At 35.4% G+C, this 681-nt stretch carries 1 protein-coding gene; it reads left to right on the forward strand.

The genetic code is table 11. The annotated features are described in order from the left end of the window. A partial coding sequence (locus FFR48_RS28250; protein ID WP_137669613.1) for an NUDIX domain-containing protein occupies positions 1-355 on the forward strand: 355 nt, incomplete at its 5' end. Positions 356-681: the final 326 nt, after the last annotated feature.

A 681-nucleotide genomic window follows, 5' to 3' on the forward strand; every position in this document is an offset into this window, starting at 1 on the left:
TGTTTTGATTCGTCGCAGTGATGATGGTTGTTGGTCTTTACCGGGAGGAATGATAGACTGGGGAGAGGATATTGCTAGTGCAGTTTGTCGAGAATTAAAGGAAGAAACTGGACTAGAATTATTAAAAATTCGGCGTTTGGTAGGGGTGTATTCTGCACCAGATAGAGATCCGAGAATTCATTCTATTTGTGTTGTGGTGGAAGCAGAAGTACAAGGAGAAATGAAAGTTGAAGATAATTTAGAAGTGTTAGAAATTCAAGCTTTTGATCCTAGTTCTTTACCTCAACCTCAAATGTCTCATGATCACGCTAGACAGTTAGAAGATTATTTACAAGGTTTAACAACTTTGGCATAATTGGTAATTAGTCATTAGTCATTAATTTTCTTTACCCAATCACCCATCCCCCATCACCAATTAATAAATAAGCTGTTGTGCATTTAATTTATATAAGGTTAACAGGCAAGATGCCTGTTCCACAAGACTTAAGAATATTAAGATTATACAGTTTAGCTGCATGACAGCTAAACTTCAATCTGAAATGCGATCGCTGATCTTGTAGCGACTGTCTTGATTGTCAAGCGATCGTAAAGGAAAAATTTAAAGTCTAGGAAAAAAGTCAGAAAATAGAGGATAAAAACAAAGCAAAACAAAACAGGTAAATTATAGATGGCTATAAATTA

This window comes from Sphaerospermopsis reniformis (genome assembly GCF_005402885.1).
GTDB lineage: Bacteria > Cyanobacteriota > Cyanobacteriia > Cyanobacteriales > Nostocaceae > Sphaerospermopsis > Sphaerospermopsis kisseleviana.